36 protein-coding genes are annotated in these 22,327 nt (G+C 66.0%); all 36 read right to left on the bottom strand.

Annotation, left to right across the window (positions count from 1 at the left end):
• Window positions 1–35 precede the first annotated feature (35 nt).
• Window positions 36–584 (bottom strand): 50S ribosomal protein L17, encoded by a 549-nt coding sequence (gene rplQ / locus ACIBQ1_RS18485; protein WP_397278896.1) that lies wholly within the window; start codon window positions 582–584, stop codon window positions 36–38.
• A 135-nt stretch (window positions 585–719) separates the two neighbouring features.
• A complete protein-coding gene (locus ACIBQ1_RS18490) occupies window positions 720–1,736 on the bottom strand; it encodes a DNA-directed RNA polymerase subunit alpha (RefSeq protein ID WP_043623495.1) in 1,017 nt (338 codons plus the stop codon).
• Window positions 1,737–1,832: 96 nt separating this feature from the next.
• On the bottom strand, window positions 1,833–2,459 hold the full coding sequence (rpsD, locus tag ACIBQ1_RS18495; protein WP_355378595.1) for a 30S ribosomal protein S4: 627 nt from the start codon (window positions 2,457–2,459) through the stop codon (window positions 1,833–1,835).
• 23 nt (window positions 2,460–2,482) lie between these two features.
• Window positions 2,483–2,887, bottom strand: a complete 405-nt coding sequence (rpsK, locus tag ACIBQ1_RS18500; RefSeq protein ID WP_020542285.1) for a 30S ribosomal protein S11 — start codon at window positions 2,885–2,887, stop codon at window positions 2,483–2,485.
• A 42-nt stretch (window positions 2,888–2,929) separates the two neighbouring features.
• Complete coding sequence (rpsM, locus tag ACIBQ1_RS18505) at window positions 2,930–3,310, bottom strand: 30S ribosomal protein S13 (RefSeq protein WP_125644650.1); 381 nt, start codon at window positions 3,308–3,310, stop codon at window positions 2,930–2,932.
• Between the two features lie 222 nt (window positions 3,311–3,532).
• On the bottom strand, window positions 3,533–3,646 hold the full coding sequence (rpmJ, locus tag ACIBQ1_RS18510) for a 50S ribosomal protein L36 (RefSeq protein WP_003956441.1): 114 nt from the start codon (window positions 3,644–3,646) through the stop codon (window positions 3,533–3,535).
• Between the two features lie 25 nt (window positions 3,647–3,671).
• A complete protein-coding gene (gene infA, locus ACIBQ1_RS18515) occupies window positions 3,672–3,893 on the bottom strand; it encodes a translation initiation factor IF-1 (RefSeq protein WP_012887858.1) in 222 nt (73 codons plus the stop codon).
• 291 nt (window positions 3,894–4,184) lie between these two features.
• Window positions 4,185–4,586: a hypothetical protein gene (locus ACIBQ1_RS18520; protein ID WP_397278897.1), complete on the bottom strand. Its 402-nt coding sequence runs from the start codon at window positions 4,584–4,586 to the stop codon at window positions 4,185–4,187.
• A gap of 104 nt (window positions 4,587–4,690) precedes the next feature.
• Entirely contained in the window at window positions 4,691–5,125 is a 435-nt protein-coding gene (locus tag ACIBQ1_RS18525; protein ID WP_397278898.1) for a DUF1707 domain-containing protein, read from the bottom strand.
• A gap of 18 nt (window positions 5,126–5,143) precedes the next feature.
• Window positions 5,144–5,953: a type I methionyl aminopeptidase gene (map, locus tag ACIBQ1_RS18530; protein WP_397278900.1), complete on the bottom strand. Its 810-nt coding sequence runs from the start codon at window positions 5,951–5,953 to the stop codon at window positions 5,144–5,146.
• Between the two features lie 112 nt (window positions 5,954–6,065).
• Window positions 6,066–6,716: an adenylate kinase gene (locus ACIBQ1_RS18535; protein WP_397278902.1), complete on the bottom strand. Its 651-nt coding sequence runs from the start codon at window positions 6,714–6,716 to the stop codon at window positions 6,066–6,068.
• The gene (gene secY, locus ACIBQ1_RS18540; RefSeq protein ID WP_397278904.1) at window positions 6,716–8,020 is read right to left on the bottom strand and encodes a preprotein translocase subunit SecY; all 1,305 of its coding nucleotides are present in this window, start codon (window positions 8,018–8,020) and stop codon (window positions 6,716–6,718) included. Before secY ends, ACIBQ1_RS18535 begins: the two co-directional genes overlap by 1 nt.
• Before the next feature lie 166 nt (window positions 8,021–8,186).
• Entirely contained in the window at window positions 8,187–8,642 is a 456-nt protein-coding gene (gene rplO, locus ACIBQ1_RS18545; RefSeq protein ID WP_397278906.1) for a 50S ribosomal protein L15, read from the bottom strand.
• Between the two features lie 2 nt (window positions 8,643–8,644).
• Window positions 8,645–8,827 (bottom strand): 50S ribosomal protein L30, encoded by a 183-nt coding sequence (rpmD, locus tag ACIBQ1_RS18550; RefSeq protein ID WP_080043226.1) that lies wholly within the window; start codon window positions 8,825–8,827, stop codon window positions 8,645–8,647.
• A gap of 2 nt (window positions 8,828–8,829) precedes the next feature.
• Window positions 8,830–9,459: a 30S ribosomal protein S5 gene (rpsE, locus tag ACIBQ1_RS18555; RefSeq protein WP_091090115.1), complete on the bottom strand. Its 630-nt coding sequence runs from the start codon at window positions 9,457–9,459 to the stop codon at window positions 8,830–8,832.
• A 25-nt stretch (window positions 9,460–9,484) separates the two neighbouring features.
• The gene (gene rplR / locus ACIBQ1_RS18560; RefSeq protein ID WP_344997575.1) at window positions 9,485–9,868 is read right to left on the bottom strand and encodes a 50S ribosomal protein L18; all 384 of its coding nucleotides are present in this window, start codon (window positions 9,866–9,868) and stop codon (window positions 9,485–9,487) included.
• 2 nt (window positions 9,869–9,870) lie between these two features.
• Window positions 9,871–10,413, bottom strand: coding sequence for a 50S ribosomal protein L6 (gene rplF / locus ACIBQ1_RS18565; RefSeq protein WP_397278908.1), 543 nt, complete (start codon window positions 10,411–10,413; stop codon window positions 9,871–9,873).
• A 16-nt stretch (window positions 10,414–10,429) separates the two neighbouring features.
• The gene (gene rpsH / locus ACIBQ1_RS18570) at window positions 10,430–10,828 is read right to left on the bottom strand and encodes a 30S ribosomal protein S8 (RefSeq protein ID WP_219467986.1); all 399 of its coding nucleotides are present in this window, start codon (window positions 10,826–10,828) and stop codon (window positions 10,430–10,432) included.
• Window positions 10,829–10,982: 154 nt separating this feature from the next.
• Complete coding sequence (locus ACIBQ1_RS18575; RefSeq protein WP_020542298.1) at window positions 10,983–11,168, bottom strand: type Z 30S ribosomal protein S14; 186 nt, start codon at window positions 11,166–11,168, stop codon at window positions 10,983–10,985.
• 4 nt (window positions 11,169–11,172) lie between these two features.
• Window positions 11,173–11,748, bottom strand: a complete 576-nt coding sequence (gene rplE, locus ACIBQ1_RS18580) for a 50S ribosomal protein L5 (RefSeq protein WP_106253395.1) — start codon at window positions 11,746–11,748, stop codon at window positions 11,173–11,175.
• A complete protein-coding gene (rplX, locus tag ACIBQ1_RS18585) occupies window positions 11,748–12,041 on the bottom strand; it encodes a 50S ribosomal protein L24 (RefSeq protein ID WP_397279115.1) in 294 nt (97 codons plus the stop codon). Before rplX ends, rplE begins: the two co-directional genes overlap by 1 nt.
• Window positions 12,042–12,052: 11 nt before the next feature.
• A complete protein-coding gene (rplN, locus tag ACIBQ1_RS18590) occupies window positions 12,053–12,424 on the bottom strand; it encodes a 50S ribosomal protein L14 (RefSeq protein ID WP_106253399.1) in 372 nt (123 codons plus the stop codon).
• A 197-nt stretch (window positions 12,425–12,621) separates the two neighbouring features.
• The gene (gene rpsQ / locus ACIBQ1_RS18595; protein ID WP_185070626.1) at window positions 12,622–12,906 is read right to left on the bottom strand and encodes a 30S ribosomal protein S17; all 285 of its coding nucleotides are present in this window, start codon (window positions 12,904–12,906) and stop codon (window positions 12,622–12,624) included.
• Window positions 12,899–13,135: a 50S ribosomal protein L29 gene (rpmC, locus tag ACIBQ1_RS18600; protein ID WP_106253417.1), complete on the bottom strand. Its 237-nt coding sequence runs from the start codon at window positions 13,133–13,135 to the stop codon at window positions 12,899–12,901. The genes rpsQ and rpmC overlap by 8 nt, the downstream gene beginning before the upstream one ends.
• Complete coding sequence (rplP, locus tag ACIBQ1_RS18605) at window positions 13,135–13,554, bottom strand: 50S ribosomal protein L16 (protein WP_355378611.1); 420 nt, start codon at window positions 13,552–13,554, stop codon at window positions 13,135–13,137. The genes rpmC and rplP overlap by 1 nt, the downstream gene beginning before the upstream one ends.
• Window positions 13,555–13,556: 2 nt before the next feature.
• Window positions 13,557–14,405: a 30S ribosomal protein S3 gene (gene rpsC, locus ACIBQ1_RS18610; RefSeq protein WP_397278911.1), complete on the bottom strand. Its 849-nt coding sequence runs from the start codon at window positions 14,403–14,405 to the stop codon at window positions 13,557–13,559.
• Window positions 14,405–14,758 (bottom strand): 50S ribosomal protein L22, encoded by a 354-nt coding sequence (gene rplV, locus ACIBQ1_RS18615; protein WP_020542306.1) that lies wholly within the window; start codon window positions 14,756–14,758, stop codon window positions 14,405–14,407. Before rplV ends, rpsC begins: the two co-directional genes overlap by 1 nt.
• Window positions 14,759–14,782: 24 nt before the next feature.
• A complete protein-coding gene (rpsS, locus tag ACIBQ1_RS18620; RefSeq protein ID WP_192789896.1) occupies window positions 14,783–15,061 on the bottom strand; it encodes a 30S ribosomal protein S19 in 279 nt (92 codons plus the stop codon).
• Window positions 15,062–15,072: 11 nt separating this feature from the next.
• Entirely contained in the window at window positions 15,073–15,909 is an 837-nt protein-coding gene (gene rplB / locus ACIBQ1_RS18625; protein WP_355378614.1) for a 50S ribosomal protein L2, read from the bottom strand.
• Window positions 15,910–16,017: 108 nt separating this feature from the next.
• A complete protein-coding gene (gene rplW / locus ACIBQ1_RS18630) occupies window positions 16,018–16,320 on the bottom strand; it encodes a 50S ribosomal protein L23 (protein ID WP_350730984.1) in 303 nt (100 codons plus the stop codon).
• Window positions 16,320–16,970, bottom strand: coding sequence for a 50S ribosomal protein L4 (rplD, locus tag ACIBQ1_RS18635; protein ID WP_355378615.1), 651 nt, complete (start codon window positions 16,968–16,970; stop codon window positions 16,320–16,322). The genes rplW and rplD overlap by 1 nt, the downstream gene beginning before the upstream one ends.
• Window positions 16,967–17,620, bottom strand: coding sequence for a 50S ribosomal protein L3 (rplC, locus tag ACIBQ1_RS18640; protein ID WP_397278914.1), 654 nt, complete (start codon window positions 17,618–17,620; stop codon window positions 16,967–16,969). Before rplC ends, rplD begins: the two co-directional genes overlap by 4 nt.
• A 14-nt stretch (window positions 17,621–17,634) precedes the next feature.
• Window positions 17,635–17,943, bottom strand: a complete 309-nt coding sequence (gene rpsJ / locus ACIBQ1_RS18645; protein WP_012887830.1) for a 30S ribosomal protein S10 — start codon at window positions 17,941–17,943, stop codon at window positions 17,635–17,637.
• Between the two features lie 259 nt (window positions 17,944–18,202).
• Window positions 18,203–19,396, bottom strand: coding sequence for an elongation factor Tu (gene tuf, locus ACIBQ1_RS18650; protein WP_355378619.1), 1,194 nt, complete (start codon window positions 19,394–19,396; stop codon window positions 18,203–18,205).
• A 321-nt stretch (window positions 19,397–19,717) separates the two neighbouring features.
• Window positions 19,718–21,766 carry an elongation factor G gene (gene fusA, locus ACIBQ1_RS18655; protein ID WP_397279116.1) on the bottom strand — a complete coding sequence of 683 codons (2,049 nt, stop codon included), beginning with the start codon at window positions 21,764–21,766 and terminating at the stop codon, window positions 19,718–19,720.
• 90 nt (window positions 21,767–21,856) lie between these two features.
• The gene (gene rpsG, locus ACIBQ1_RS18660; protein ID WP_020542314.1) at window positions 21,857–22,327 is read right to left on the bottom strand and encodes a 30S ribosomal protein S7; all 471 of its coding nucleotides are present in this window, start codon (window positions 22,325–22,327) and stop codon (window positions 21,857–21,859) included.

The following is a 22,327-nucleotide window of genomic DNA, read 5'->3' on the forward strand; positions in this document are numbered from 1 at the left end:
AGGGGGTCCGGGCCCGTCTCGTCCGACCTGAAAGATCAGGCCTCGTCCTTCTTCGCCTCGGCGGCCGGGGCCTCCTCAGCGGCGGTCTCCGCGGCGGGGGTCTCCTCGGCGGCGGCCTCGGGGGCCTCGCTCTCCTCGGCCTTGGGGGCCTCGGTCTCCGCCGCGGCGGGCGCCGGAGCCGCGGCGGCGGCGGGGGCCTCGGTGCGGCGGGTCGTGACGGCGTTCAGCGGCTCGGCCACCAGCTCGATGACCGCCATCGGGGCGTTGTCGCCCTTGCGCGGACCCACCTTGGTGATCCGGGTGTAGCCACCGGGACGCTCGGCGAACGTCGTCGCGATCTCGGTGAACAGGTGGTGCACGACGCCCTTGTCCTTGACGACGGTCAGGACCTGACGACGGTTGTGGATGTCGCCCTTCTTCGCCTTGGTGATCAGGCGCTCCGCCAGCGGGCGCAGGCGCTTGGCCTTGGCGACCGTCGTGCGGATCTTGCCGTGGCGGAACAGATCGGTGGCCAGGTTGGCCAGGATCAGCCGCTCGTGCGCCGGGCTGCCGCCAAGACGTGCACCCTTGGTGGGCTTGGGCATGGTCTTTCTCCTCCTGGATCAACCCGCCCCGGCCGTACCAGGTACCGGAGTCGGGCCGGATCGCGGTCGCTCTTCATGCGATCCGTTACTGTGGCCCCGCGCCATGACGCTGCGCGGGGCCCTCGAAAAGCGGGATCAGTACTGCTCGGTCTCGACGTACGCGCTGTCGTCGTCGTCGTAGCCGCCGCCGGCCACCGCGCTCGGGTCGAACCCGGGCGGGGAGTCCTTGAGCGCCAGCGACATCTCGTGCAGCTTCTGCTTGACCTCTTCGATCGACTTGGCGCCGAAGTTCCGGATGTCCAGCAGGTCCTGCTCGCTGCGCGCGACGAGCTCGCCCACGGTGTGGATGCCCTCGCGCTTGAGGCAGTTGTAGGAGCGAACGGTGAGGTTGAGCTCCTCGATCGGCAGCGCCAGGTCGGCGGCCAGGGCGGCGTCGGTCGGCGACGGGCCGATGTCGATGCCCTCGGCCTCGACGTTGAGCTCGCGGGCCAGGCCGAAGAGCTCGACGAGGGTCTTACCGGCGGAGGCCACCGCGTCGCGGGGCTTCATGGCCGGCTTGGTCTCGACGTCGAGGATGAGACGGTCGAAGTCGGTACGCTGCTCGACTCGGGTCGCCTCGACCTTGTAGGTGACCTTGAGCACCGGGGAGTAGATCGAGTCGATCGGGATGCGACCGATCTCCTGGCCCGGCTGCTTGTTCTGGGCGGCGGAGACGTAACCGCGACCGCGCTCGACGGTCAGCTCCATCTCCAGCTTCGCCTTGCCGTTGAGCGTGGCGATGCGGAGCTCGGGGTTGTGCACCTCGACACCGGCCGGCGGCGCGATGTCGGCGGCGGTGACCTCACCCGGGCCCTGCTTGCGCAGGTACATCACGACCGGCTCGTCGTGCTCCGAGGAGACGACCAGCTCCTTGAGGTTGAGGATGATGTCGGTGACGTCTTCCTTCACCCCGGGAACGGTCGAGAACTCGTGCAGGACGCCCTCGATCCGGATGCTCGTCACGGCCGCGCCCGGAATGGACGACAGCAGCGTGCGGCGGAGCGAGTTGCCGATGGTGTAGCCGAAGCCCGGCTCCAGCGGCTCGATGACGAACCGGGACCGGGTCTCGTCGATCGACTCTTCGAGAAGAGTCGGGCGCTGAGCGATCAGCATGTGGGGTCTCCCCTTTTTCGTGTGGCGCCCGCCATATGACGCCACTCCGATTGAAAAGCGTAGTCGAGGTGCGGAGAACCGCACCTCGACTCAGGCTCACTTCGAGTAGTACTCGACGATGAGCTGCTCCTGGACCTGGGTGTCGATCTGCTGGCGAACCGGCAGCTGGTGAACCAGGACGCGGAGCTTCTCGGGCACGACGCCGAGCCACGCGGGAACGGTGCGCTCGCCCGCGGTCGCCCGGGCGACCTCGTAGGGCAGAAGGTTGCGCTTGTTCTCGCGGACCTCGATGATGTCGTGCTCGCGAATGCGGTAGGACGGGATGTCGACCTTCTTGCCGTTCACCAGGATGTGGCCGTGGCGCACCTGCTGGCGGGCGGCGTCGCGCGACTGGGCGAAACCGGCGCGGTAGATCACGTTGTCGAGACGGCTCTCCAGGATCTGGAGCAGCGCCTCACCGGTCTTGCCCGTCTTGCGGGTGGCTTCCTCGTAGTAGTTGTGGAACTGCTTCTCGAGGACGCCGTAAATGCGGCGGGTCTTCTGCTTCTCGCGAAGCTGAAGCTGGTACTCGGACTCCTTGGGACGTCCGCGGCCGTGCTCACCCGGCGGGTAAGGACGGATCTCGATGGGGCACTTCGCGGACTCGCACTTGCTGCCCTTGAGGAAGAGCTTGGTCTTCTCCCGGCGGCAGAGCTTGCAGTCCGCGCCCGTGTAACGAGCCATTTGTCAGTATCTCCTGGGCTTCTTCAGACGCGGCGGCGCTTCGGCGGCCGGCAACCGTTGTGCGGAACCGGGGTGACGTCCTGGATCGAGCCCACCTCGAGGCCGGTGGCCTGAAGCGAGCGGATCGCGGTCTCACGGCCGGAGCCGGGACCCTTGACGAAGACGTCGACCTTGCGCATGCCGTGCTCCATGGCGCGGCGAGCGGCGTTCTCCGCGGCCATCTGGGCGGCGAACGGGGTGGACTTGCGGGAGCCCTTGAAACCCACGTGGCCGGCGCTGGCCCAGGAGATCACGTTCCCGTTGGGGTCCGTGATCGAGACGATCGTGTTGTTGAACGTGCTCTTGATGTGGGCGTGCCCGTGAGCGACGTTCTTCTTTTCCTTGCGGCGCACCTTCTTCGGCGCGCCCTGGCGGCTCTTAGGAGGCATTGTTTGCCATTACTCCTGAGGTCTTCGGTCCGCGGCTGTGGACTACTTCTTACCGGGCTTCTTCTTACCGGCCACGGTCTTCTTCTTGCCCTTGCGGGTGCGCGCGTTGGTCTGCGTGCGCTGACCGTGGACGGGCAGGCCCTTGCGGTGCCGGATGCCCTGGTAACAACCGATTTCGATCTTGCGACGGATGTCGGCCTGGACCTCGCGGCGCAGGTCACCCTCGATCTTGAAGTTCGCCTCGATGTAGTCACGCATCGGGACGAGCTCGGTGTCGGAGAGCTGGTGCACGCGGAGGTCGCCGCTGACACCGGTGGCCTGGAGGATCTCCTGGGCGCGGGTGCGGCCGATTCCGTAGATGTAGGTGAGAGCGATCTCCAGCCGCTTCTCGCGGGGGAGGTCGACGCCAACCAGGCGAGCCATGGTCGGGCATTCTCCTTCTTTGTGGCGGAGGTCTTGCGCCGCACTACCCCTCCCCAATGCCCGGGGTGAGGGCCCCGGCCTCCGACCGGGGGTCTCCAGAGCGGTTCGGGCCTTTCGAAAAGGGCCCGCCTGCTCAGGTGTGAGACGCGATTACTGACTCAGGCTCCTCATGCGTCGAGCCCGCTCCCTCAATCGGGGCGGACTCGGGGAGCCTTGCGGCGACTAGCCCTGGCGCTGCTTGTGGCGCAGGTTGTCGCAGATCACCATGACGCGACCGTGCCGGCGGATCACCTTGCACTTGTCGCAGATCTTCTTGACGCTCGGCTTTACCTTCATTGTCCTTCGTGATTCCTCAGACGTCTTACTTGTATCGGTAGACGATCCGCCCACGACTCAGGTCGTAGGGGCTCAGTTCAACGACTACCCGGTCATCCGGCAGAATCCGGATGTAGTGCATCCGCATTCGCCCGCTGATATGGGCCAGGACCTTATGGCCGTTGTCGAGCTGCACCCGGAACATGGCGTTCGGGAGCGACTCGACCACAGTGCCCTCGATCTCGATGGCGCCGTCTTTCTTGGCCAAGATTCCTCGCGTTTCACTGATCGATCGTCTGAGGCTCCGGTTCACTAAGCAGCCGCGACCTCACGCTTCGAAGAGAGCGGCGACCGGCAACGGTCGCCGACGCGTGATAGTCATAGTGAGCCGACTAAGGAGTGTACGACACCTGAGCCTAAAACGCGAAACGCGTGCCAGGTGTCCTGACACAACCAGAGAAGAGTCTACCCCACATTCATCGGCGTTCGACCATCCCTGAATGCGGAAGGCCCGCCGAGGGAGAGATCCCGGCGGGCCCTGTTCCAGTGGGTCGAGGTCCTAGTAGATGCGGTGCTCCGGACCGCAGTACTTGAACGCGCCGCCCCAGCAGGTGTAGGTGTACAGCTTCTTGATGCCGAACTTCGACCAGGTCGCCTGGTACGAGCCGTCCCAGGCCTGGACGAACTTGTGCCACTTGCCGCCGGAGTAGTACTTGAACCACACGTACCCCTTCTTCGGCGTGGACTCCTTGCCGTACCAGTGGGTGTAGACCTTGCCGTTCTTCTTCCAGGTCTTGCCGTAGGTGTAGGCCTTGTGGTTGCTCGAGTAGTACTTGCCCCAGCTGCTGATCGACGTGACCGTCGACTGGGTGGCGGTGGCCGCCTGGGCGGCGGGGGCGACGGCGAGGCCGGTGACGGCGATCGAGCCGGCGAGGGTGGCGGCCGCAAGCATCTTGCGCATTTGGGTTCCTCCGTGAGTCGTGCTTCCCGACACAGCTCACGTTAGGAATCCAGACATATCCGTACTGCGCACGAATGCACACAGTGCACTTGTGCACACAGCCCCTACTTGCGCGTCTGGGGCGGCTGGTTGCCGAAGAGGGTGCTGACCAGCAGGATGACGCCCCAGGGGCCCATGACCCACAGTGGCCAGGGGTAGATCAGGTCCCCCGACGTGATGCTCACGATCAGCCAGATCACCCAGTTGATGCCGCTGGCCGCGGCCCAGGCGCTCCAGGCCGCCCGGATGCCGGGATGCGTGCCGGCGCGCTTCGCGGGGCTGCTCTGCGGCACCGTGGCGGGCCGGTTGCGCAGATCGACGTCGGGCAGGTCGACCGTCAGCCTGGCCAGTTCTCCGTACGTCCTGCTCTTGTAGAGCTGTTCGAGCCGCTCGTTGAACTCCTCCATCGTGATGCGGCCCTGCGCGGTGTGCTCGCGGAGGATGGCGGCGACGCGGTCACGGTCGGCGTCGGAGGCTCGCATCTCGGGGCTGTTCGCCATCCCACCCACTCCCGGGGGTCAGTTCTGCAGTTGGGCAAGGCGCTCTTTGCCGCCGTCCAGGGCGGTCAGCACCCAAGGACCATTATGTGTCACGGCGACGCTGTGTTCGAAGTGCGCGGAGTGCTTGCCGTCGATCGTCACCACGGTCCACTCGTCGGCCAGCACGCGGGTCCGTTCGGTGCCCAGGTTCACCATGGGCTCGATGGCCAGGCACATGCCCTCTTCCAGCACCGGGCCGCGGCCGGGCCGGCCGTGGTTGGCGATCCAGGGGTCCATGTGCATCTCGGTGCCGATGCCGTGCCCGCCGTACTCCGGGGGGATGCCGAAGCGGCCCTGCGACTTGACGTACCGCTCCACCTCGTGGCCGATGTCGGACAGGTGGCGGCCGACCCGCAGCGCCGCGATGCCGCGCCACATGGACTCCTCGGTGATCCGCATCAGCTCGGTCAGCTTCGGGTCCACCTCGCCGATCGGGACCGTGACGGCCGAGTCACCGTGCCAGCCGTCCAGGATCGCGCCGCAGTCGATGGAGATGATGTCGCCGTCGCGCAGCTTCCGGGCGTCGGTCGGGATGCCGTGCACCACCTCGTCGTTCACCGACGCGCAGATCGTCGCGGGGAAGCCCTGGTAGCCCTTGAACGACGGGATCGCGCCCTCGTCCCTGATCGCCTTCTCGGCGATGACGTCGAGGTCGAGCGGCGTCATGCCGGGCTCGACCGAGCGCCTGAGCAGGTCGAGCGTGCGCCCGACCACCAGGCCCGCCGCCCGCATCTTCTCCAGCTGCTCTGGCGACTTGATCTGAATGCCGTGTCTGTTCCTTTTGAACATCTTCTGCCCCCCTGGGTCTCAACGGGCCACTATGGGGGCCCAATTCCCCCCACAATAGCCGCGAGGTGGCACGGAAACCCGTGCCACCTCCGCAAATCGCTCGTAACCGGAGCTAACCCATGTACGGGCGGATCGCGTCCATCGCCCGCTGGGTGACCTCCTCGACCGGGCCCGTGGCGTCGACCCCCACGAGAATGTCCTCATTGGCGTAGTAGGAGACCAGCGGTGCCGTCTGCTCCTGGTAGACCTCCAGGCGGTGCCTGACGGTCTCCTCCTTGTCGTCGTCACGCTGGAAGAGCGCGCCCCCGCACGCGTCGCACTTGTCGTCCTTCTTGTCGTCGAACTCGACGTGCCAGATGCGGCCGCACTGGCTGCAGGTGCGACGGCCGGCCAGCCGTCTGACCACCTCGTCGTCGTCGACGACGAGCTCGAGTACGAGGTCGAGCGCCTGGCCCCAGTCCTTGAGCATGTCGCGCAGGATCTCCGCCTGTGCGACGTTCCTCGGGAAGCCGTCGAGCAGGAACCCGTCCTGCGCGTCGTCCTCGGACAGACGGTCACGGACCATGGCGATGGTGACCTCGTCGGGCACCAGGTCACCACGGTCCATGTACGTCTTGGCCAGCTTGCCAAGATCCGTGCCCCCCGAAACGTTGGCACGGAAGATGTCACCTGTCGAGATCTTCGGGATGGACAGGTTCGATGCGATGTACTGGGCCTGTGTCCCCTTACCCGCTCCGGGGGGCCCGACCAGAACGAGACGCACTACCGCAGGAAACCTTCGTAGTTACGCTGCTGGAGCTGGCTCTCGATCTGCTTAACGGTGTCAAGGCCGACGCCTACCATGATCAGAATGCTCGTCCCTCCGAACGGGAAGTTCTGGCTCGCACCGGACACCGCAAGCGCGACGATCGGGACCATGGCGATCAGACCCAGATAGAGCGAGCCCGGCGCGGTCAGACGAGTGAGCACGAAGTTCAGGTATTCAGCCGTCGGCCTGCCAGGACGGATGCCCGGAATGAAACCACCGTACTTCTTCATGTTGTCGGCGACTTCAGTGGGGTTGAACGTGATGGACACGTAGAAGTACGTGAAGAAGATGATCAGCAGGAAGAACGTGGCCATGTAGATCGGCGTGTCGCCCGTGGCCAGGTTCTGCGAGATCCAGCGGATGAAGGCGTTGTCCGTGGTCTGGAAGAGCGACGTCAGCAGCTGCGGCAGGTAGAGCAGCGAGGAGGCGAAGATGACCGGGATGATGCCGGCCTGGTTGACCTTCAGCGGGATGTAGGTGGACGTGCCGCCGTACATCCGGCGCCCGACCATCCGCTTGGCGTACTGGACCGGGATGCGCCGCTGCGCCTGCTCGACGAAGACCACCGCGGCGATCATGAAGATGCCGACGACCATGACGACCGAGAAGGTGAACTTGTTCGCCTGGAAGATGTTGGCCAGCTCGGACGGGAAGACCGCGACGACCTGGGTGAAGATCAGGATGGACATGCCGTTGCCGACGCCGCGGTCGGTGATGAGCTCACCGAGCCACATGATCACCGACGTACCGGCGGTCATGATGATGACCATCGTGACGATGCCGAAGATGTTGTCGGGGTCGAGCAGCACGTCCTGCTGGCAGTTCGGGAACAGCTGCCCGGTGCGCGCCAGCGCGATGAAGGCGGTGGACTGCAGGATGGCAAGACCGATGGTCAGATAACGCGTATACTGCGTGATCTTCGTCTGACCGGCCTGTCCCTCCTTCTTCAGCGCCTCGAGTCGCGGAATGACGACGACGAGCAACTGGAGAATGATGCTCGCGGTGATGTACGGCATGATGCCCAGCGCGAACACCGAAAGCTTCAGGAGCGCACCACCGCTGAACAGCTGCACCATCCCGTAGATGTTGCCGGCGGCTCCCTGACGGGCCTGATCGAAACAGGCCGCGAGGTTCTGGACGTGAACTCCCGGAGTCGGAAGAACCGAGCCGAGACGGAAAAGCGCGATGATGCCCAGGGTGAAGAGCAACTTCTTGCGCAGGTCCGGTGTCCGGAACGCCCGGGTAAACGCGGTCAGCACGGTCCCTCCTGCGCGCCTTTACGGCGGTGTGAGTATGCGATGGTGCAGGGATCTGACATCTGTGTCTTAGGTCAAACGAGTCGGTCAGAAGCCTGCCGTCTCGCGAACTCTAACGCACTACGGGCGTGGGGGCATTTGTCAAAGCCCCCACGCCTCGTAATAGCTCTTACAGCTCGGTAACGGAGCCACCCGCAGCGGCGATCTTCTCCTTCGCGGTGGACGAGAAGGCGTGAGCCTGAACGTTCACCGAAACGGAGATCTCGCCGGTGCCGAGCACCTTCACGAGCTGGTTCTTGCGGACAGCACCCTTGGCGACCAGCGCCTCGACGGTGACCTCGCCACCCTCGGGGAACAGCTCACCGAGCTTGTCCAGGTTGACGACCTGGTAGGTCGTCTTGAACAGCGCGTTGGAGAAGCCCTTGAGCTTCGGCAGACGCCTCTGCAGCGGCACCTGACCACCCTCGAAACCGAGGGGGACGGTCGTACGGGCGTGGCTGCCCTTGGTGCCGCGACCGGCGGTCTTGCCCTTCGACGCCTCGCCGCGACCCTTGCGGATCTTGGCCTTGTTGGCGCCGGGGGCGGGACGCAGGTCGTGAATCTTGAGCGGAGCCTTGTCAGTCATGACTAGTCGACCTCTTCCACCTCGACGAGGTGCGTCACCACGGAGACCATCCCGCGAATCTCGGGCCGGTCCTCCTTGACGACGACGTCGCCGATTCGCTTCAGGCCAAGCGAACGCAGCGAGTCACGCTGGTTCTGCTTGCCACCGATCTTCGAGCGAACCTGAGTGATCTTCAGGCGTGCCATGACTAGCTCACCGCCTTCGCGGCCGCCGCCTCGGCGAGACCCTCACGCTGAGCCTTCAGCATGCGGGCCGGAGCGACGTCCTCGATCGGCAGGCCACGGCGGGCGGCGATCTCCTCGGGGCGCGACAGGCCCTTCAGAGCCGCCACGGTGGCGTGCACGATGTTGATCGGGTTGTCGGAGCCGAGCGACTTCGACAGCACGTCGTGGATGCCCGCGCACTCCAGCACCGCGCGCACCGGACCGCCGGCGATGACGCCGGTACCGGCCGAGGCCGGACGCAGGAAGACGACGCCGGCCGCCTCTTCGCCCTGCACCGTGTGCGGGATGGTGCCCTGGATCCGGGGCACCTTGAAGAAGTGCTTCTTCGCCTCTTCGACGCCCTTGGCGATGGCCGCGGGCACTTCCTTGGCCTTGCCGTAGCCGACGCCGACCAGGCCGTTGCCGTCACCGACGACGACGAGGGCGGTGAAGCTGAAGCGACGACCACCCTTCACGACCTTGGCCACTCGGTTGATCTTCACTACGCGCTCGATGTACGAGACGCCCTTGTCGGCGGCGCCACCGCGGCGATCGTCACGACGGTCCCGCCGCTCGCCACCGGTGCCGCCACCGCGACGCGGAGCTGCAGCCATCAGTGGTTCCTCTTCTCAGTTGCCATCAGAATTCGAGCCCGCCTTCGCGGGCGCTGTCCGCCAGAGCCGCGATGCGGCCGGCGTAGCGGTTGCCACCGCGGTCGAACACGACTGCGGTGATCCCGGCTTCCTTGGCCCGCTGAGCGAGGAGCTCGCCGACCTTCTTCGCCTTCTCGGTCTTGTCCGCCTCGAGCGCGCGCAGCGAGGGGTCCATGGTGGACGCGCTCACCAGCGTGTGGCCGACGGTGTCGTCCACGATCTGGACGAACATGTGACGGGTCGAACGGTTGACGACCAGGCGCGGACGCGCGGTCGTGCCGACGACGTTCTTGCGGACGCGGCGGTGACGGCGGGCCCGCGAGACGGTGCGGGCAGCCGTGTGCTTGCTGAACGCAGTCTTCGGAGCCATGCCTACTTACCAGCCTTTCCGACCTTGCGGCGGATCTGTTCGCCCTGGTAGCGCACGCCCTTGCCCTTGTACGGGTCAGGCTTGCGCAGTTTGCGGATGTTGGCCGCGACCTCGCCGACCTTCTGCTTGTCGATGCCGTCCACGTGGAACAGGGTCGGCTTCTCGACGCGGAAGGTGACGCCCTCGGGGGCGTCCACGATGACCGGGTGACTGAAGCCCAGCGAGAACTCCAGCTGCGTCGGACCCTTGGCCTGGACGCGGTAACCGACGCCGACGATCTCCAGGGCCTTGGTGTAACCCTGGGTGACACCCTGCACCATGTTGGCGATGAGCGTCCTCGACAGGCCGTGCAGCGCACGGACCTTGTTCTCGTCGTTGGGCCGGGAGACGGCTACGGCGCCGTCCTCGTCGCGAGCGACCGTGATGGGGTCCGCGACCTTGTGACTGAGCGTGCCCTTCGGGCCCTTTACCTGGACTTCCTGGCCGGTGATCGTGATGTCCACGCCGCTGGGCACAGGGATGGGCAGCCGTCCGATTCTCGACATGCTGTGTTCCTCCCCTCTACCAGACGTAGGCGAGGACTTCCCCGCCCACGCCACGCTTGCCGGCCTGCTTGTCGGTCATGAGGCCGTGGGACGTCGAGATGATCGCGACGCCCAGTCCGCCCAGGACCCGAGGCAGGTTGTCCTTCTTTGCATAAACCCGCAGACCGGGCTTCGACACCCGGCGCACGCCCGCGAGCGACCGCTCACGAGTCGGCCCGAACTTCAGCTCCACCACGAGGTTCTTGCCAACCTTGGCGTCCTCGACGGTCCAAGCCTGGATGTAACCCTCCTGCTGGAGGATCTCGGCGATGTGCGCCTTGATCTTGGAGTACGGCATCGACACGCTGTCGTGGTACGCCGAATTCGCGTTTCGCAGACGCGTGAGCATGTCTGCGATCGGGTCGGTCATCGTCATGGCCAGTGGCCTTCCTCGCCGCGGTTTCCAGTCGGCCAAGCAGCGCTCTGCCGGTGGACCTTCGGCGTGGTCATGGACGCTCCTTGGGAGCGCCCTGGTCTTCTTCTGAAAATATGATCACCCAGGGGCGGCACGAGGCCGCCCCTAAGGTTATCTACCAGCTCGACTTGGTGATGCCGGGCAGCTCGCCCCGGTGCGCCATCTCGCGGAAGCACACGCGGCAGAGCCCGAACTTGCGGTAGACGGCGCGCGGCCGGCCACAACGCGAGCAACGGGTGTACGCCCGGACCTCGAACTTCTGCTTGCGCCCCGCCTTGGCGATCAGCGACTTCTTCGCCATTGGATCAGGCCTCCTTGAACGGGAAGCCGAGGAGCTTCAGCAGCGCCCGGCCCTGGTCGTCGTTCTTCGCGGTGGTCACGATCGTGATGTCCATGCCCCGCGGCCGGTCGACCTTGTCCTGGTCGACCTCGTGGAACATGACCTGCTCGGTCAGACCGAAGGTGTAGTTGCCGTTGCCGTCGAACTGCTTGGGCGACAGGCCCCGGAAGTCCCGGATACGGGGCAGGGCCAGCGCGAGCAGCCGGTCGAGGAACTCCCACATGCGGTCGCCACGCAGCGTGACGTGCGCGCCGATCGGCATGCCCTCGCGCAGCTTGAACTGGGCGATGGACTTGCGCGCCCGGACGACGGCCGGCTTCTGGCCGGTGATCACGGTGAGGTCGCGGACGGCGCCCTCGATGAGCTTCGAGTCGCGAGCCGCCTCGCCGACGCCCATGTTGACCTTGATCTTGGTCAGCGCCGGGATCTGCATGACGTTCTCGATGCCGAACTGCTCGCGAAGCTGGGCCGCGATCTCCTCGCGGTACTTCGTCTTGAGTCGCGGCGTCGGGCGCTCGGTCTCAGTGGTCGTGGCAGTCATCAGCTGTCCTCACCCGTCTCGTCGGCCTTCTTCTCGTCGGCCTTCTTCTCGGCGGGCTTGTCGTCCTTGAGCTTCTTCACGTTCGAGACGTGGATGGGGCCCTCCATGGTCTGCACGCCGCCCGTCTTGGCGCCGCGCGGACCCTGGTGGGTCTCCTTGGAGTGCTTCTTGATCATGTTGACGCCCTCGACCACCACGCGGTCCTCGCGCGGGAGCGTGGCGATGACGTGACCCTTGGCACCCTTGTCCTTGCCGGCGATGACCTGGACGAGGTCGCCCTTCTTCACATGCAACGACTTCGGCATCACAGCACCTCCGGGGCGAGCGAGATGATCCGCATGAACTTCTTGTCACGCAGCTCGCGGCCGACCGGGCCGAAGATACGAGTGCCGCGAGGGTCACCGCTGTCCTTGATGATGACGGCGGCGTTCTCGTCGAAGCGGATGTAGGAGCCGTCGGGCCGGCGGCGCTCCTTGACCGTGCGGACGATGACGGCCTTGACCACGTCGCCCTTCTTGACGCCCGTGCTGCCCGGCAGCGCGTCCTTGACAGTGGCGACGATGATGTCGCCGATACCGGCGTAGCGTCGGCCCGAGCCGCCGAGCACACGGATGCAAAGGATTTCCTTCGCTCCCGTGTTGTCGGCGACCTTGAGCCGCGACTCCTGCTGGATCACGTTGAACTCCTGTTAGTCGCGCCGGTTCTCATCTCTGAGCCTGGCGGAACCGTCGTTGTCTTGTTCCCACGGCCACAACGCCCATAGGCGCCGCACCGCAGGCGACGCGGGACCACGTGTGGCCCCGCGTCCTTGGACGCCGTCATGGGGGCTCTCAGAGCCCCCACGAGGCGCGGTATATGTCGAGAAGGCTGTTGTTACTTGGCCTTCTCGAGGATCTCCACGACCCTCCACCGCTTGGTGGCGGAGAGGGGGCGGGTCTCCATGAGCAGCACGCGGTCGCCGACGCCGCAGGCGTTGGCCTCGTCGTGTGCCTTGTACTTGGTCGTACGGCGGATGACCTTGCCGTACAGACGGTGCTTGACGCGGTCCTCGACGGCGACGACGACGGTCTTGTCCATCTTGTCGCTCACGACAAGGCCCTCGCGGACCTTGCGGAAGTTCCGCTGCTCGTTCGTCTCAGTGGTCTCGGTCTCAGCCATCGCTCGTCTCCTTCTCGACCGTGACGATGCCGAGCTCCCGCTCGCGCATCACGGTGTAGATACGGGCGATCTCGCGGCGGACGGCGCGCAGCCGCCCGTGGCTCTCCAACTGACCGGTCGCCGCCTGGAAGCGGAGGTTGAACAGCTCCTCCTTCGCCTCCTTCAGCTTCTGGACGAGGGTGTCCTCGTCCTCGAGCCGCAGCTCGCCGGCGGTCAGGCCCTTAGCCATCACGCCTCACCCACTTCACGCTTAACGATCTTGCACTTCATCGGCAGCTTGTGGATCGCCCTGGTGAGCGCCTCACGCGCGACCGACTCCGCCACGCCGGACAGCTCGAACATCACGCGTCCGGGCTTGACGTTGGCGATCCACCACTCCGGCGAACCCTTACCGGAACCCATGCGGGTCTCGGCGGGCTTCTTCGTGAGCGGACGGTCGGGGTAGATGTTGATCCACACCTTGCCGCCACGGCGGATGTGACGGGTCATGGCGATACGAGCCGACTCGATCTGACGGTTGGTCACGTAGGAGTGCTCAACCGCCTGGATGCCGAACTCGCCGAACGTGACCCTGGTGCCGCCCTTGGCGGCTCCGCTGCGGTCAGGCCGGTGCTGCTTGCGGTGCTTGACCCTGCGCGGGATCAGCATGGTCAGCTCCCTTCAGCACCCGGCTGCGCAGCCGGGCCGGTCTCGGGGGCGGCCTGCGAGGCCGCCTCAGTGCGGGGGGCGCGGTCGCCACGGCCACCGCCACCGCGACGGGGGCGGTCGCCGCCACCACGACGCGGACGGTCGCCGCCGCCACCACGACGGTCATCACGCTCGCGACGCTGACCGGCACGAGCGCCGGCGGCAGCCGCCTCACGCTCGGCGCGGCTGGTCGGAGCCTCGCCCTTGTAGATCCAGACCTTCACGCCGATGCGGCCGAAGGTCGTACGGGCCTCGTAGAAGCCGTAGTCGATGTCCGCGCGGAGGGTGTGCAGCGGCACGCGGCCCTCGCGGTAGAACTCCGACCGCGACATCTCGGCGCCGCCCAGACGACCGGCGCACTGGACACGGATGCCCTTGGCGCCGGACTTCATGGCCGACTGCATCGCCTTGCGCATGGCGCGGCGGAACGACACACGGCTGGACAGCTGCTCGGCCACGCCCTGCGCGACGAGCTGCGCGTCGATCTCCGGGTTCTTGACCTCGAGGATGTTGAGCTGGACCTGCTTCTTGGTCAGCTTCTCCAGGTCGCCACGGATACGGTCCGCCTCGGCGCCGCGGCGGCCGATCACGATGCCGGGACGCGCGGTGTGGATGTCCACCTGAACGCGGTCCGTCGTGCGCTCGATCTCGACCTTGGAGATGCCGGCCCGCTCCATGCCCTTCTGCAGCATGCGGCGGATCGCCACGTCCTCGGCGACGTATGCCTTGTACAGCTTGTCGGCGTACCACCGGCTCTTGAAGTCGGTCGTGATGCCGAGGCGGAACCCGTGCGGGTTAACCTTCTGGCCCACTATCGGGTCCTTCCCTTCGGCTCGCGGGACTCCACGATCACAGTGATGTGGCTCGTCCGCTTGTTGATCCGATAGGCACGACCCTGGGCACGCGGGCGGAACCGCTTCAGCGTCGGGCCCTCGTCGACCCACGCCCGGCTGACGACGAGCGTCTGCGGGTCGAGGTCGAAGTTGTGCTCCGCGTTCGCCATAGCGCTGCTGAGCACCTTGTAGATCGGCTCGCTCGCCGACTGGGGAGCGAACTGCAGCACGGCCTGCGCCTCCGAAGCGGGCAGCCCGCGAATGAGGTCCACCACACGGCGGGCCTTCTGGGGCGTGACACGGACGAACCGCGCCTGAGCCCTGGCTTCCATCGCTTTCTCCTACTTCCGGGACGCTTACCGCCGGCTGCGGCGGTCTTCCTTGACGTGGCTGCGGAAGGTCCGCGTGGGGGCGAACTCTCCCAGCTTGTGGCCGATCATCGACTCGGTCACGAAGACCGGGACGTGCTTGCGGCCGTCGTGCACGGCGATCGTGTGCCCGAGCATGTCGGGAACGATCATGGAGCGCCGCGACCACGTCTTGATGACGTTCTTGGTGCCCTTCTCGTTCTGGACGTCGACCTTCTTCTGAAGGTGACCGTCCACGAAGGGACCCTTCTTAAGGCTACGTGGCATTTCGGCTGCTCCTACCGCTTCTTCCTCTTGCTCCGGCGACGGATGATCAACCGGTCGCTGGCCTTGTTGGCCTGGCGGGTGCGACCCTCGGGCTTGCCCTTCGGGTTCACCGGGTGGCGACCACCGGAGGTCTTGCCCTCACCACCACCGTGCGGGTGGTCGACGGGGTTCATCGCGACACCACGGACGGTGGGGCGCTTGCCCTTCCACCGCATACGGCCGGCCTTGCCCCAGTTGATGTTGGCCTGCTCGGCGTTGCCGACCTGGCCGACCGTCGCCCGGCAGCGCACGTCGACCATGCGCATTTCACCGGACGGCATACGCAGGGTCGCGTACTGGCCTTCCTTGGCGAGCAGCTGGATCTGGGCGCCCGCGGAACGGCCGAGCTTGGCGCCGCCGCCCGGACGGAGCTCCACCGCGTGGATGAAGGTACCCGTCGGGATGTTGCGCAGCGGCAGGCAGTTGCCCGGCTTGATGTCGGCAGTGGGGCCGTTCTCGATACGGTCGCCCTGCTTGATGCCGGTCGGCGCGATGATGTAGCGCTTCTCGCCGTCGGCGTAGTGGAGCAGAGCGATGTTGGCGGTGCGGTTGGGGTCGTACTCGATGTGAGCGACCTTGGCCGGAATGCCGTCCTTGTCATGCCTACGGAAGTCAATGATCCGGTAGGCGCGCTTGTGACCGCCGCCCTGGTGGCGGGCGGTCACCCGGCCGTGTACGTTACGGCCGCCCTTGCTGTGAAGGGGCGCAAGCAACGACTTCTCGGGCGTGCTGCGGGTGATCTCGGAGAAGTCCGAGACACTCGACCCGCGGCGACCCGGGGTCGTCGGCTTGTACTTACGGATGCCCATCTTTTTCGTTCATCCTTCGTCGGTTACATGGGTGAGCCCGCCGCGCGGAAGCGCGACGGTCTCAGCCCCGCGCGGGCCATGCGGCCCGCGCTCACTTCTATGGCGCTGCTAGCCGATCTGACCGAAGATGTCGATCCGATCGCCCTCTACCAGGCTCACGATCGCGCGCTTGGTGTCGGGCCGCTTGCCGAAACCGGTACGGGTGCGCTTGCGCTTGCCCTGCCGGTTGATCGTGTTCACGCTGGTGACCTTGACCCCGAAGATCTGCTCGACGGCGATCTTGACCTGGGTCTTGTTGGCGGTGTTCTTCACCAGGAACGTGTACTTGTTGTTCTCATCGATCAGGCCGTAGCTCTTCTCAGAGACGACCGGCTTGATGATGATGTCGCGCGGGTCGGCGATCTTCTCCATCAGGCCTCTTCCTTCCCGCTGTCGCTCAGGCGGGCGACGACCTGGTCGTACGCCTCCTGCGTGAAGACCACGTCGTCCGCCACGAGCACGTCGTACGTGTTGAGCTGCCCCGCGTCCAGCAGGTGGACCTCGGGAGCGTTACGCAGGCTCAGCCACGTCAGCTCGTCGGCCTCGTCGACCACGACGAGAACGCGCGGAGCCTGGGTGATTTTGCGCAGCGCCTCCAGGGCGGCCTTGGTCTTGGGCGTCTCGCCCGCGACCAGCGTGCTGACCACGTGGACGCGGCCGCCGCCGGCCCGGTCGGAGAGGGCGCCACGCAGGGCGGCGGCCTTCATCTTCTTGGGCGTGCGCTGCGAGTAGTCGCGCGGCACGGGACCGTGGACGACGCCACCGCCGGCGAACTGCGGCGCGCGGGTCGAGCCCTGACGGGCGCGGCCGGTGCCCTTCTGGCGGTACGGCTTCTTGCCACCGCCGGAGACCTCACCACGGGTCTTGGCCTTGTGGGTGCCCTGCCGGCGAGCGGCGAGCTGGGCCACGACCACCTGGTGGATCAGCGGCACGTTGACCTTGGCGCCGAAGATGTCTTCGGGCAGGTCGACGGTGCCGGCCTTGGCGCCGCTGGCGTCGAGGACGTCAATAGTGGTGCTCACTTGGCAGCCCCCTTCTTGGCAGCGGTACGGACGAGGACCAGGCTTCCGTTGGCGCCGGGGATCGCACCCTTGATCAGGATGAGGCCCTTCTCGGCGTCCACGGAGTGAACCTTGAGGCTCTGCACAGTGGTGCGGACGTTACCCATCCGACCAGCCATGCGCAGACCCTTGAAAACGCGGCCCGGGGTGGCGCAGCCACCGATGGAACCCGGCGAACGGTGCTTGCGCTGCGTACCGTGCGACGCGCCCAGACCACCGAAGCCGTGCCGCTTCATGACACCGGCGAAGCCCTTGCCCTTGCTCTTGCCCGTCACGTCGACGAACTGGCCGGCCTCGAAGGTGTCGGCCAGCAGCTCCTGGCCCAGGTTGTAGTCGCTCGCGTCGTCGGTGCGGATCTCCGCGAAGTAACGGCGCGGGGTGATGTCGTGCTTACGCAGGTAGTCGCCGAGCGGCTTGTTGACCTTCCGGGGGTCGACCTGCCCGAAGCCGAGCTGGATGGCGGAGTAGCCGTCCTTCTCAGCGGTGCGGACCCGGGTCACCACGCACGGACCGGCCTCGACCACGGTCACCGGCACCAGCCGGTTGTCCGCGTCGAAGACCTGGGTCATGCCGAGCTTCTTGCCCAGGACGCCCTTGATCGTCTTAGCCATGTCAGTGCGTTCCCTCAGAGCTTGATCGAAATGTCGACACCCGCGGGAAGGTCGAGACGCATGAGCGAGTCAACCGTCTTGGGGGTCGGGTCGATGATGTCAATCAGCCGCTTGTGCGTGCGCATCTCAAAGTGCTCGCGGCTGTCCTTGTACTTGTGCGGCGAGCGGATGACGCAGTACACGTTCTTCTCGGTCGGCAGCGGCACCGGGCCCGCGACCTTCGCGCCAGTCCGCGTCACCGTCTCGACGATCTTCTTGGCCGAGCTGTCGATGACCTCGTGGTCATAGGCCTTAAGCCGGATGCGGATCTTCTGTCCCGCCATAGTGGCCTCGGTGTCCTTCGCTGTCGTCTGAAAAAGTATCGTGCGGCCTGTTGCCGCTGTATTGGTGCAGGTCGAACCTGCCAGACCCCACGAGGCAGACGCAGTGGATCTGCCTTTTCTTCCGTGATCCGGCAGTGACTTCGGTCATATGTGACCGGCCGAAGCGACTGCTGGATCACGGCCTCTTACATGAGGTCCCTGACGTGGTTCGGCGGTCGGCCCCAGAAGCCCGGGGCCGACCGCCGCCCCGACGGTCCAGCTACTTGATGATCTTCACGACCCGGCCGGCGCCGACGGTGCGGCCACCCTCACGGATCGCGAACTTGAGGCCTTCCTCCATGGCGATGGGCTGGATCAGCTCAACGCGCATTTCGGTGTTGTCGCCCGGCATGACCATCTCCGTGCCCTCGGGGAGGTTCACGACACCGGTCACGTCAGTCGTACGGAAGTAGAACTGCGGGCGGTAGTTGTTGAAGAACGGCGTGTGGCGGCCGCCCTCGTCCTTGGACAGGATGTAGACCTGGCCGTTGAACTCGGTGTGCGGGGTGGTCGTGCCCGGCTTGATGATGCACTGGCCGCGCTCGACGTCGTCGCGCTTGATGCCACGGAGCAGCAGGGCGGCGTTGTCACCCGCGTGACCCTCGTCGAGCATCTTGTTGAACATCTCGATGCTGGTGACGGTGGTGGTGGTCTTCTCGGTCTTGATGCCGATGATGTCGACCTGCTCGTTGATCTTGACGACACCGCGCTCGATACGGCCGGTGACGACCGTGCCGCGACCGGTGATCGAGAAGACGTCCTCGACCGGCATGAGGAACGGCTTGTCCGTCTCACGCGGCGGCTCGGGCACGTTCTCGTCGACGGCGTTCATCAGCTCGATGATGCTGTCGGCCCACTTCTGGTCGCCCTCGAGAGCCTTGAGAGCGGAGACGCGGACGACGGGCAGGTCGTCGCCGGGGAACTCCTGAGCGGACAGGAGCTCACGGACCTCAAGCTCGACGAGCTCGAGGATCTCCTCGTCGTCGACCATGTCGGCCTTGTTGAGGGCCACGACGATGTAGGGGACGCCGACCTGGCGGGCCAGGAGGACGTGCTCCTTCGTCTGCGGCATCGGGCCGTCGGTGGCGGCGACCACGAGGATGGCGCCGTCCATCTGGGCGGCACCGGTGATCATGTTCTTCACGTAGTCGGCGTGACCGGGGCAGTCAACGTGAGCGTAGTGACGCTTCTCGGTCTGGTACTCGACGTGCGCGATGGAGATCGTAATGCCGCGAGCCTTCTCCTCGGGCGCCTTGTCGATCTTGTCGAACGGGGTCGCCTTGTTCAGCTCGGGGAAACGGTCGTGAAGCACCTTGGTGATCGCCGCGGTCAGCGTGGTCTTGCCGTGGTCGATGTGTCCAATGGTGCCGATGTTCATGTGCGGCTTAGTCCGCTCGAACTTGGCCTTGCCCACTGGTTCTCTCCTTGAGAATCTGACTGACTTTCGTCTACACACTCGGGCCCGGGAGCACCCGAACCCCTTGGCGGCGGGGTGGCTCTCGCCACCCCACCAGGGACCAGGACTTCATTCGCCCCGGGTCCCTTGGCAGCGGGGCGACGATCTCCACCAACCCCGGCCACCTCAGGACCTGGAACTATTCGCCCCGGGTCCCTTGGCAGCGGGGCGACGATCTCCACCAACCCCAGCCACCTCAGGACCTGGAACTATTCGCCCCGGGCCCCTTGGCAGCGGGGCGACGATCTCCACCAACCCCAGCCACCTCAGGACCTGGAACTATTCGCCCCGGGCCTTCGCGACGATCTCCTTGGCGATGCCCGGGGGCACCTCCGAGTAGGAGTCGAACTGCATGCTGTAGCTCGCGCGCCCCTGCGTCTTGCTACGCAGGTCACCCACGTAGCCGAACATCTCAGACAGCGGCACGAGCGCCGTGACGACGCGGGCGCCGGCCCGCTCGTCCATGGACTGGATCTGTCCGCGGCGACCGTTGAGGTCACCGATGACATCACCCATGTAGTCCTCGGGCGTGGTGACCTCGACGGCCATCATCGGCTCGAGAAGCACTGCGTCCGCCTTGCGCGCGGCCTCCTTGAAGGCCATCGAGCCGGCGATCTTGAACGCCATTTCCGAGGAGTCGACGTCGTGCGCGGCACCGTCGACGAGCGTCACCTTCACGCCCACCATCGGGTAGCCGGCCAGCACGCCGAACTCGGCGGCCTCCTGGGCGCCCGCGTCGACCGACGGGATGTACTCCCTCGGGACACGACCACCCGTGACCTTGTTCTCGAACTCGTAGCCGTCGTTGCCCTCACCCAGCGGCTCGAGGTTGATGATCACCCGCGCGAACTGGCCGGAACCACCGGTCTGCTTCTTGTGGGTGTAGTCGAGCTTCTCCACCTTGCGGCGGATGGTCTCGCGGTAGGCGACCTGCGGACGGCCGACGTTGGCCTCGACCTTGAACTCGCGACGCATGCGGTCGACGAGGATCTCCAGGTGAAGCTCGCCCATGCCCCAGATGACCGTCTGACCGGTCTCCTCGTCACGGCGAACCTGGAAGGACGGGTCCTCCTCGGCCAGCCGCTGGATGGCGGTCGACAGCTTCTCCTGGTCGCCCTTGGTCTTGGGCTCGATGGCGACGTTGATGACCGGAGCCGGGAACGTCATCGACTCGAGCACGACCTGGTTCGACGGGTCGGACAGGGTGTCGCCGGTCGTGGTGTCCTTCAGACCCATGACCGCGACGATCTGGCCGGCGATCGCCGTCGGGCGCTCCTCGCGCTTGTTGGCGTGCATCTGGTAGATCTTGCCGATCCGCTCCTTCTTACCCTTCACAGAGTTGACAACCTGTGAACCGGTCTCGAGCGTGCCCGAGTAGATGCGGATGTAGGTCAGCTTGCCCAGGTGCGGGTCGCTGGCGATCTTGAAGGCCAGAGCGGAGAACGGCTCGGTCGGGTCCGCGTGACGCTCGATGACCTTGTCCTCGTGGCCGACCGCGTGGCCCTTGAAGGCCGGGATGTCGGTCGGCGCGGGGAGGAAGGCCACGATCGCGTCGAGCAGGGGCTGCACGCCCTTGTTCTTGAACGCGGTGCCGCAGAGCACCGGGTTGATGGCGCTGGCCAGCGTCGCGCGGCGGATGGCCGCGACCAGCTGCTCCTCGGTGGGCTCGACGCCCTCGAGGAAGAGCTCCATCAGCTCGTCGTCGTTCTCGGCGACCGTCTCGATGAGGCGGTCACGCCACTCGCGGGCGGCCTCGGCGTGGTCGGCCGGGATGTCGACGGTGTCGTACATCTCGCCCTTGGCCGCCTCGGCGCTCCAGAGGTAACCCTTCATCTTGATGAGGTCGATGACGCCCTTGAAGTCGGCCTCAACGCCCCACGGAAGCTGGATGACAGCCGGGGTCGCGCCCAGACGGCTGATCATCATGTCGACGCAGCGGTGGAACTCCGCGCCGACACGGTCCATCTTGTTGACGAAGCAGATCCTGGGGACGTCGTAGCGGTCAGCCTGGCGCCACACCGTCTCCGACTGCGGCTCGACACCCGCGACGCCGTCGAACACGGCGACGGCACCGTCGAGGACGCGGAGCGAGCGCTCCACCTCGATGGTGAAGTCGACGTGACCCGGGGTGTCGATGATGTTGATGGTGTGACCGATCCACTCACAGGTGGTCGCGGCAGACGTGATCGTGATGCCGCGCTCCTGCTCCTGCTCCATCCAGTCCATCGTGGCAGCGCCCTCGTGGACCTCACCGATCTTGTAGTTGATACCGGTGTAGAACAGGATGCGCTCGGTCGTGGTGGTCTTGCCCGCGTCGATATGGGCCATGATCCCGATGTTTCGGACCTTGGCCAGGTCAAGAGCGGTCGTGGTGGCCACTTCTCTCGCGTCCTCGTCGTCTCGTCGAACCCGCCGGGGTTACCAGCGGTAGTGGGCGAAGGCCTTGTTGGACTCGGCCATCTTGTGGGTGTCCTCGCGCTTCTTGACACTCGCCCCAAGGCCGTTGCTGGCGTCGAGGAGCTCGTTCATGAGGCGCTCGGTCATGGTCTTCTCGCGGCGGGCACGGGAGTACTGCACCAGCCAGCGCAGGGCCAGGGTGGTGCTGCGCGCGGCGCGCACCTCGACCGGCACCTGGTACGTGGCGCCACCGACGCGACGGCTGCGGACCTCGAGGGTCGGCTTGACGTTGTCGAGCGCGCGCTTCAGGGTGACGACCGGGTCGTTGCCGGTCTTCTCCCTGCAGCCCTCGAGGGCGCCGTACACGATCGACTGCGCGATGGAACGCTTGCCGTCGAGAAGCACCTTGTTGATCAGGGCGGTCACCAGGGGCGAGCTGTAAACCGGGTCAGCCATGAGCTGACGACGGCCAGGAGAACCCTTGCGAGGCAT

It is taken from the genome of Nonomuraea sp. NPDC050153 (genome assembly GCF_044460125.1).
Classification (GTDB): domain Bacteria; phylum Actinomycetota; class Actinomycetes; order Streptosporangiales; family Streptosporangiaceae; genus Nonomuraea.

Excerpts from the sequence above, each read along its gene's own strand:
- rplQ (WP_397278896.1), bottom strand. The coding sequence starts at position 584 with ATGCCCAAGCCCACCAAGGGTGCACGTCTTGGCGGCAGCCCGGCGCAC.
- ACIBQ1_RS18490 (WP_043623495.1), bottom strand. The coding sequence starts at position 1,736 with ATGCTGATCGCTCAGCGCCCGACTCTTCTCGAAGAGTCGATCGACGAG.
- rpsD (WP_355378595.1), bottom strand. The coding sequence starts at position 2,459 with ATGGCTCGTTACACGGGCGCGGACTGCAAGCTCTGCCGCCGGGAGAAG.
- rpsK (WP_020542285.1), bottom strand. The coding sequence starts at position 2,887 with ATGCCTCCTAAGAGCCGCCAGGGCGCGCCGAAGAAGGTGCGCCGCAAG.
- rpsM (WP_125644650.1), bottom strand. The coding sequence starts at position 3,310 with ATGGCTCGCCTGGTTGGCGTCGACCTCCCCCGCGAGAAGCGGCTGGAG.
- rpmJ (WP_003956441.1), bottom strand. The coding sequence starts at position 3,646 with ATGAAGGTAAAGCCGAGCGTCAAGAAGATCTGCGACAAGTGCAAGGTG.
- ACIBQ1_RS18520 (WP_397278897.1), bottom strand. The coding sequence starts at position 4,586 with ATGCGCAAGATGCTTGCGGCCGCCACCCTCGCCGGCTCGATCGCCGTC.
- ACIBQ1_RS18525 (WP_397278898.1), bottom strand. The coding sequence starts at position 5,125 with ATGGCGAACAGCCCCGAGATGCGAGCCTCCGACGCCGACCGTGACCGC.
- map (WP_397278900.1), bottom strand. The coding sequence starts at position 5,953 with ATGTTCAAAAGGAACAGACACGGCATTCAGATCAAGTCGCCAGAGCAG.
- rplO (WP_397278906.1), bottom strand. The coding sequence starts at position 8,642 with ATGACTGACAAGGCTCCGCTCAAGATTCACGACCTGCGTCCCGCCCCC.
- rpmD (WP_080043226.1), bottom strand. The coding sequence starts at position 8,827 with ATGGCACGCCTGAAGATCACTCAGGTTCGCTCGAAGATCGGTGGCAAG.
- rpsE (WP_091090115.1), bottom strand. The coding sequence starts at position 9,459 with ATGGCTGCAGCTCCGCGTCGCGGTGGCGGCACCGGTGGCGAGCGGCGG.
- rplR (WP_344997575.1), bottom strand. The coding sequence starts at position 9,868 with ATGGCTCCGAAGACTGCGTTCAGCAAGCACACGGCTGCCCGCACCGTC.
- rplF (WP_397278908.1), bottom strand. The coding sequence starts at position 10,413 with ATGTCGAGAATCGGACGGCTGCCCATCCCTGTGCCCAGCGGCGTGGAC.
- rpsH (WP_219467986.1), bottom strand. The coding sequence starts at position 10,828 with ATGACGATGACCGACCCGATCGCAGACATGCTCACGCGTCTGCGAAAC.
- ACIBQ1_RS18575 (WP_020542298.1), bottom strand. The coding sequence starts at position 11,168 with ATGGCGAAGAAGTCGCTGATCGCCAAGGCGGGGCGCAAGCAGAAGTTC.
- rplE (WP_106253395.1), bottom strand. The coding sequence starts at position 11,748 with ATGACTGCCACGACCACTGAGACCGAGCGCCCGACGCCGCGACTCAAG.
- rpsQ (WP_185070626.1), bottom strand. The coding sequence starts at position 12,906 with ATGGCTGAGACCGAGACCACTGAGACGAACGAGCAGCGGAACTTCCGC.
- rpmC (WP_106253417.1), bottom strand. The coding sequence starts at position 13,135 with ATGGCTAAGGGCCTGACCGCCGGCGAGCTGCGGCTCGAGGACGAGGAC.
- rplP (WP_355378611.1), bottom strand. The coding sequence starts at position 13,554 with ATGCTGATCCCGCGCAGGGTCAAGCACCGCAAGCAGCACCGGCCTGAC.
- rplV (WP_020542306.1), bottom strand. The coding sequence starts at position 14,758 with ATGGAAGCCAGGGCTCAGGCGCGGTTCGTCCGTGTCACGCCCCAGAAG.
- rpsS (WP_192789896.1), bottom strand. The coding sequence starts at position 15,061 with ATGCCACGTAGCCTTAAGAAGGGTCCCTTCGTGGACGGTCACCTTCAG.
- rplB (WP_355378614.1), bottom strand. The coding sequence starts at position 15,909 with ATGGGCATCCGTAAGTACAAGCCGACGACCCCGGGTCGCCGCGGGTCG.
- rplW (WP_350730984.1), bottom strand. The coding sequence starts at position 16,320 with ATGGAGAAGATCGCCGACCCGCGCGACATCATCATCAAGCCGGTCGTC.
- rplC (WP_397278914.1), bottom strand. The coding sequence starts at position 17,620 with ATGGCTAAGACGATCAAGGGCGTCCTGGGCAAGAAGCTCGGCATGACC.
- rpsJ (WP_012887830.1), bottom strand. The coding sequence starts at position 17,943 with ATGGCGGGACAGAAGATCCGCATCCGGCTTAAGGCCTATGACCACGAG.
- fusA (WP_397279116.1), bottom strand. The coding sequence starts at position 21,766 with ATGGCCCATATCGACGCGGGCAAGACCACCACGACCGAGCGCATCCTG.
- rpsG (WP_020542314.1), bottom strand. The coding sequence starts at position 22,327 with ATGCCTCGCAAGGGTTCTCCTGGCCGTCGTCAGCTCATGGCTGACCCG.